At 59.4% G+C, this 5913-nt stretch carries 5 protein-coding genes and 1 tRNA gene; 5 read left to right on the top strand and 1 reads right to left on the bottom strand.

What is annotated here, in order from left to right; genetic code table 11:
* Positions 1-253: 253 nt before the first annotated feature.
* From EN906_RS20245 to EN906_RS20225, 5 genes are all read left to right on the top strand, one after another.
* Positions 254-328, top strand: a tRNA-Gly gene (locus EN906_RS20245).
* 362 nt (positions 329-690) lie between these two features.
* On the top strand, positions 691-2568 hold the full coding sequence (locus EN906_RS20240; RefSeq protein WP_127267589.1) for an adenylate/guanylate cyclase domain-containing protein: 1878 nt from the start codon (positions 691-693) through the stop codon (positions 2566-2568).
* A gap of 136 nt (positions 2569-2704) precedes the next feature.
* The gene (locus EN906_RS20235; protein ID WP_127267588.1) at positions 2705-4036 is read left to right on the top strand and encodes a hypothetical protein; all 1332 of its coding nucleotides are present in this window, start codon (positions 2705-2707) and stop codon (positions 4034-4036) included.
* Between the two features lie 27 nt (positions 4037-4063).
* Positions 4064-4660 (top strand): hypothetical protein, encoded by a 597-nt coding sequence (locus EN906_RS20230; RefSeq protein ID WP_127267587.1) that lies wholly within the window; start codon positions 4064-4066, stop codon positions 4658-4660.
* A 42-nt stretch (positions 4661-4702) separates the two neighbouring features.
* Entirely contained in the window at positions 4703-5050 is a 348-nt protein-coding gene (locus EN906_RS20225; protein ID WP_127267586.1) for a hypothetical protein, read from the top strand.
* Between the two features lie 47 nt (positions 5051-5097).
* Here EN906_RS20225 and EN906_RS20220 read toward each other — a convergent pair whose 3' ends face one another.
* Positions 5098-5886, bottom strand: a complete 789-nt coding sequence (locus tag EN906_RS20220) for a SapC family protein (RefSeq protein ID WP_127267585.1) — start codon at positions 5884-5886, stop codon at positions 5098-5100.
* Positions 5887-5913 lie beyond the last annotated feature (27 nt).

Genomic DNA, 5913 nt, shown 5'->3' with positions numbered 1-5913 from the left:
CTTCGGCATCGGTTTCGTCCCGTTTCTCAAGCCAGCCGTTTACGGCCAATGGGGCAGCCGACACAAGACCGTCATGCGACATCATGGTGAGCGGCACCGCCCTTCGCGCTGGCGCCCCGCCGCCCGCCACTCACGCGCCCGCCGGCGGCTTGCCGGCCCCGCGCATCGTGTCGCAAAAAGCCTGCGATTTCCCTGTTGCAATCGCCGCGCTCTTCAGCCATATAGGCCCGGCTTGCGGCCAAGCGCCGTGCGAGCGGGTGTAGCTCAGGGGTAGAGCACAACCTTGCCAAGGTTGGGGTCGAGCGTTCGAATCGCTTCACCCGCTCCAAATCTTCTTTAGATTTGAAAAGCATAAAGGGCCCGGGTAACCGGGCCTTTTTGCTATCTGGCGCCGGGGAGCGGGGGGACGACGTTTCCAGCCGAAGCCGGGAACGTAGGGCTGCCCATCCGACCTGGGTGTTGAGCCTCAACAGGTTGTCCGCGGGTAGAGCGAGGCGGCTCCGGAATTTGCGTCGCGGGCGATCGATATGCCATGGATAATCGGCCAACGGCTTTCGCTTCCATTTCGCGACCCTGACGGCCGAGACCGCGAATCGGGCGCGAGCGACCTCCAGCGGCGTTGGCGCCGAGCAGGTAAATCAGCTAGAACTAACTCAGGCGGAACAATTGTCTGCGATTTCAGGAGACGACATGTCCGAGGAGCATGTTGAGCGTCGGCTGGCGGCGATCCTGGCCGCGGATGTGGTCGGCTATAGCCGTCTTATGGAGGTCGACGAAGAGCACACGCTCAATCTCCTTCGGCAGCATCGACGGGAGTTCTTCGATCCGACCGTCACCAAGCACGGCGGGCGCATCTTCAAGGTGATGGGTGACGGCTTTCTGGTCGAGTTCGGCAGCGTAATCAATGCGGCGCGCTGCGCGGTCGAGATCCAGCGCGGCATGCCCGAGCGGAATGCCGGCATTCCCGAGGACCGGCATTTCAAGTTTCGCATGGGCATCAACCTTGGCGACATCATCGTCGACGGCGATGATTTCCAGGGCGACGGTGTCAATCTTGCGGTGCGGCTGCAGGGCCTCGCGATGCCCGGCGGCATTGCCTGCTCGGAAGCGGTGCGCCATGCGGTCGGCAACAAGCTGGGCGTCGACTTCGCCGATCAGGGCACCAGGACCGTCAAGAACATTGCCCAGCAGGTGCATGTCTACTTCGCCAACTGGGACCAGGGCGTGTCTTATGTCGAGACGCATGTTGCGGCCAGAACCGTCCAGACGCTGGTGCGGTCCGACAAGCCGTCGGTGGCGATCCTGCCATTCGCCAATCTTAGCGCTGATCCCGACCAGCAGTATTTCAGCGATGGCATCACTGAAGACATCATAACCGACCTCTCGAACGTCTCCGGCCTGTTCGTGCTCAGCCGCAATACAGTCTTCGCGTTCAAGGGCAGGACCGACAAGATGGAACGCATCGCCAGGGAGCTTGGCGTCGGCTACATTGTCGAGGGCAGCGTCCGCAAGGCGGGAAACCGGGTCAGGATCAATGCCGAGTTGATCGAGGGCGCCACGGACGGACACGTTTGGGCTGCCCGCTACGACCGCGACCTCACCGACATCTTCGCCGTGCAGGACGAAATCGCCAAAGCGGTCGTGGCGCAGCTCAGGGTCAAGCTCCTGCCTGAGGAGAGGAAAGCTATCGAGCAGGCGCCGACGGACAATGTGGAAGCCTATACGCATTACCTTCGAGGGCGCGATTACAGCCACATCGCGACCAGAGCCAACCACCTGATGGCCAGACAAAGCTATATCAGGGCCATTGAGCTCGATCCGGGATATGCCCGTGCCTATGCAGGTCTGGCGGTCTGCGACGTACGCCTTCAGTCGAACTACGGCTCACCGATCCATGTGGACGACATTCTCGCGACCGCGGACAAGGCCCTGGCCCTGGACGCGAATTTGGCCGAAGCGCATTCAGCCAGGGGCTTTGCCCTGTCCCTCGCCGATCGCCGTTCCGAGGCCGCGGCGGCGTTCGAACAGGCTCTTACGCTCGACGCCAATTGCCACGAGGCCAATCGTTACTATGCCGAGTTTTGCGTAACCGGCGGCCAGTTCGAGTTCGCCGCCACGTACTTCATGCGCGCGATGGAAATCAAACCGTCCGACTACGGCGCACCGGTCATGCTGGTGAACGTCTTTCGGACTCTCGGCCAACAGAACGATGCGGAGCTTTATGCACGAATCGCATTGGAGAGAGCTGAAGAGGAACTCCGTTTGCATCCCGAGAACGCCAATTGTGCCTGCCTAGGGGCTATCGTGCTGGCCTTCCTTGGTGAACGCGATAGGGCGGCCAAGTGGCTTGACCGGTCTCTGGCGATCGACCCTAACGATATCAACGTCCAATACAACGCAGCTTGTACCTATGCGTTGCTGGGGGAGTTCGAACGTTCGATCGACCTTTTGGAAGCGTGGCTGCCGCAGGCTGGCGCCGAGATGAGACTCTGGTTCAAGAACGATTCCGATTTCGCCTCTGTTCGCAGTCATCCTCGCTACCAGAAGTTGCTCCAGCTGCTGCAGTAGCGATACGCATTGTTCTTGAGTCAAATTGTCGCCGATAATCAAGAATCGGCCTTCAGGAAGATTTACCCGAAAAACCAACGCCCTCGCCATCCCGCGGATATTATGTTACGTAACTAATATAACCGAGAGGTGGGGAATGGGTACCCGGTTCAGGTTGTTCGTTCAGCCTCCGTTCGAAGACCCTACGTCAAGTCCCGAGATCATTACGGTTTCTTCCCCGCGAGGCAGTGTCGGACCTGGCCCATCCGACGATCGTATGTATGTCGTCGAGCCGGCCGACAAGATGCGGCCCTATGGCGTCAACCACGGTCCGTTGGGCACGCCCTTCATCTCCCTGCCGCCCTGGACGCGAGCTATCCTCGATCCGGCCATTCCCGACGAGGAAGGCAACTTCGATCACTATCAGCCCTCGACGCCCGGCTTCGAAGCAGCGCACGCGTTCGGATGCGTGCGCTTCACGCTCGACGTTTGGGAGCGTTACATCGGCCAACCGCTCGTCTGGCATTTCCACGATCACCACGACCGTCTGGAAATCTCGATCCTGCCGGATTGGGACAACGCTCAATACGGCTATGGCTTCCTCGAGCTCGGCAGCCAATTCACGAAAGACGGACGCGCGCTCCCCTTCAGCCTCGACTTCGATATTATCGCGCATGAGGTTGGCCATGCGTTCGTCTACAGCGTCCTCGGCATACCCAAGCCGGGAGCTGAGTTCCCCGAATATCTGGGCTTTCAGGAGGCCTTTTCCGACTGCGTTTCGTTGATCGCGGCCATGCATTTTCCATCCGTGATCGAAAACGTTCTGACGGTGACGCGCGGGAACCTCTACATCGCCAATCAACTCTCTCGCTTTTCGGAATTTTCACCGCACCGCCAGATACGCGAGGCCAACAACAAGCTGACGATGGCCGATTTCGCGGACGGCTGGACCGACGAGCATGCCTTGTCGCAACCTCTAACGGGTGCCGTCTTCGACATTCTGGTCGATGTCTTTCACGAGAGCTTGGTGGATCGAGGACTGATTTCGCCGGAGGCCGAAGATCTTGCCGACCTCGCCGAGATCTACCCAACCGCCGAGGCGCCGCTCCAGAAAGTCTTTGACCGCGATTTCACGCGCAATCCAGACGGTTTCGTCGAAGCGCTGCTCGACGCGCGCGATATCGTGGGTACCTATCTCGCCGAGACGCTGTGGGCTCTCGCCCCGGATTTCCTGGACTATCGTGACATGGCGAGAACGATGCTCGCGGTCGACGACCGTGTGACCGGAGGAGAACTATCAAGCATCATCTTCCGGGATTTCGACCGAAGAGGGATTTTTCGCTACCGTGCCGGGCCTCGCCTGACGAAGCCAGACCGAAAGAGCCATGTTCATGAGGGTCGAACCGCTCGTCCACGGGATCAGGTGCGTCTCCCGGATATGAGCTATTTCGAGAAATATTGGATGTCCAGAAGTGGCGCCGAGCTTTGATCGACATTGCAGAGGATGGGGTGATCCATGATAACTGAAACCATTTTAAATACCTCGGCCATACACTTGTTCGGTAGAGTTCTTGAAGATTTGAAGCTGAAGAAGAGGATCGATGGGGGACGGCCTCCAAGACCTGGCAATAACAGATTCCTGCAGAACCAGATCGACGCCTCCGGCAGCCTGCTGGCAAGGATCTATGCATTCACCTTCGAGGCGCAGTTCTACGAGCTGGCCAGACCGACCATACTTCTTGTTCATGGGCCTGGCACCGCGGTTGATTATCCAGCTCCGGCGGACACCGATCTGAAGGTCATGAGCCGCGGTCCAAGCGACCCTGCCTATACCGGACTTTCATCGCAGATAGGCTCATTTGCCCGCGGAATGCAGGTCTGGGTGTACGACAAGAGTGACCTGACAATGCGGCTGGAGCTCGACACGGGAACGCTCGAAGATGTTCTGTTGGGTGCAGAGCTGGACCCGCATTCGTTTGGTCGGTCGGGTGGAGCAATGGGGAGATCTGGTGGTGCCATGGGGCGATCGGGCGGCGCCATGGGCAGGTCTGGCGGTGCGATGGGGCGGTCCGGTGGCGCAATGAACCGCAACGGGCGCGGCGATCTCGACTAGCGTTCCCGATTGTCATTTGAGAATGCCAAAGGGAGATGGATCATGGCAAGAGTAGATATAGTGCGCGTCGATACACCTGAAGGGAATGCTGTAAGAGCCGGAGAGCCGATTACTGTGAGCGTGACGGTCTCCCCGGACCGTGGCTGGTTTAACGACACAGAGTACTTGGTAATCGACTTTATTTATGCTGACACTTCAGACATAGCCTCATGTTTATTGATCAACGACAACGACACTAACATCGAAGACACAACAACAATTAACTTTAAGCTTAAAGCGGAATCCGGCGCTCTGACTGGAGAATACTATGTTCGGATCACAAATAATTACTTCGAGGAGACCATCGTAAGCGGCCCTGAAGACGGAACTATCACTGTGTCCTCAAGTTAATCACTTGCGCTGTTGTCACGATCAATCTGGTGCGTGCCAGGGTGAAATCAGCTCGCTGGCCGCCCCGCCTTCCGCAGCGACGCCTGATGCACCAGCGAGGTCCAGCTGTTGGTCGAGGCGAGATGGCAATAGAGCAGGCCGAGCGCGCCTGATTTGCGCAGGTCGAGAAACGCCTCGTCGCTCAATTTGTTGAAGGCCGGCTCGTCGATCACCTGGAAATCGGTGAGGTTGAGCACCTCGCCGCCTTCCAGCGTCACCTTGCTCTGGCGTGGCGAAAACAGGCCGTGCGCATCGATCTTTTCGACCATCTCGCGGGTGGCTCGGAAGTCGATCTGGAACTGATTGCAGAAGGCGAGCGCCTGTTTGGTCGCTTCGGTTGGCTCGTTGCCGGTGAAGAACGGCAGGATCTTGTCATCGCGGGACGGCGCCAGCAACTGGTCGACGATGCGGTCGCTGGCCCGTTCGACGCACAGCGTCAGCCGGCCGGCCGATGTCGGGTCTTCGGCAAGGATGAAGGGATAGCGGCGGACATAGGCGGGGATGTAGTGCGGCGCGGTCCATTTGCCTTCGGCACCGACGAACAGGTTCTCGTTCTGACGCACGCCGGTGATGATCACCGGCGCCTTGCCCGGGCCGATGAAGACGATTGGGTAGGAGCGCATCGCCGCCGGCATTTCCGACGCCACCACCGGAATGGCGTGCGCCGAGCGGGCGAAGCCGAAATCGCTGCGCGCGGTCAGGCCCAGCGAGCCGTGCCGCGCCGGGTTGAGCGCCTCGGGCCTCGAATAGAACAGCGGCATCGCGTCGCCCGTCACTTCCGTCTTTGCATCAGCCATCATCCGTCTCCCGCACGCCCATCAGGC

The sequence above is a fragment of the Mesorhizobium sp. M7A.F.Ca.CA.004.06.1.1 genome, assembly GCF_003999135.1.
Lineage (GTDB): Bacteria > Pseudomonadota > Alphaproteobacteria > Rhizobiales > Rhizobiaceae > Mesorhizobium.
This window is presented reverse-complemented; position numbering and strand designations above follow the sequence as displayed.

Excerpts from the sequence above, each read along its gene's own strand:
- EN906_RS20240 (WP_127267589.1), top strand. The coding sequence starts at position 691 with ATGTCCGAGGAGCATGTTGAGCGTCGGCTGGCGGCGATCCTGGCCGCG.
- EN906_RS20235 (WP_127267588.1), top strand. The coding sequence starts at position 2,705 with ATGGGTACCCGGTTCAGGTTGTTCGTTCAGCCTCCGTTCGAAGACCCT.
- EN906_RS20230 (WP_127267587.1), top strand. The coding sequence starts at position 4,064 with ATGATAACTGAAACCATTTTAAATACCTCGGCCATACACTTGTTCGGT.
- EN906_RS20225 (WP_127267586.1), top strand. The coding sequence starts at position 4,703 with ATGGCAAGAGTAGATATAGTGCGCGTCGATACACCTGAAGGGAATGCT.
- EN906_RS20220 (WP_127267585.1), bottom strand. The coding sequence starts at position 5,886 with ATGGCTGATGCAAAGACGGAAGTGACGGGCGACGCGATGCCGCTGTTC.